This is a genomic window from Paenibacillus sp. R-74696 (assembly GCF_055814915.1).
The window spans coordinates 1-669 of record NZ_JBPULM010000019.1; the positions used below are offsets into that span (position 1 = coordinate 1).

At 59.6% G+C, this 669-nt stretch carries 1 protein-coding gene; it reads right to left on the reverse strand.

Features of this window, described 5'->3' with window-relative positions:
• Positions 1-640 (reverse strand): condensation domain-containing protein (locus tag ACSR9A_RS05640; protein ID WP_473756117.1); only part of this gene is annotated, 640 nt, incomplete at its 3' end.
• Between the last annotated feature and the right edge of the window lie 29 nt (positions 641-669).

A 669-nucleotide genomic window follows, 5' to 3' on the forward strand; every position in this document is an offset into this window, starting at 1 on the left:
CGCTCACCAGCGCCGGATGACCCGGCGTTCGTGCAGCCTGCTCCTCGAATAGCCCATGCACCGTCGCGTTCTCAGGGAGTTCCAGCTCCGTAGCGTTGAATTGCACCAGCAACTGCTCCCGCTGCTCTGCCGTCAGCAGCTCCAACTGCGTGACCGGCACGTTCGGCTGGCTCACGATCTGTTCCACCAGTTGCAGCCAGTGACCTTGCACCCGCTCCATAGCCCCTTGTTCGTACACCTGTCCGTTATAGTCGAAATGTACGACTAGCTCTTCTCCTGGCTGAATCATCACATTCAGGTCATAATTCGTTTGTTCGTCCGCCTGCACGCCAGTAATCACCAGTCCGCTCACATCTAGGGAAGCTTCCGAGCTCGTCGGCATCGGATAATTCTCGAACACTAGAATATGGTCAAACAGCTCTCTCGTTCCGGTGCCATGCGCCTGGATCTCATGTAGCGGATAGTAGCCATAGGCTTGCGCAGCCAGCGCGTCCGCCTGCATCCGGTGCAGCACATCCGCCGCCGTCTCCTGACCCTCGCACACGACCCGGACGGGCAGCGTGTTGATGAACAGTCCGATCATGCTTTCCACGCCCGGAAGGTCGGCAGGTCGGCCCGATACCACCCCGCCAAACACCACATCCCGGCTGCCGCTGTAGCGGTGCAGTA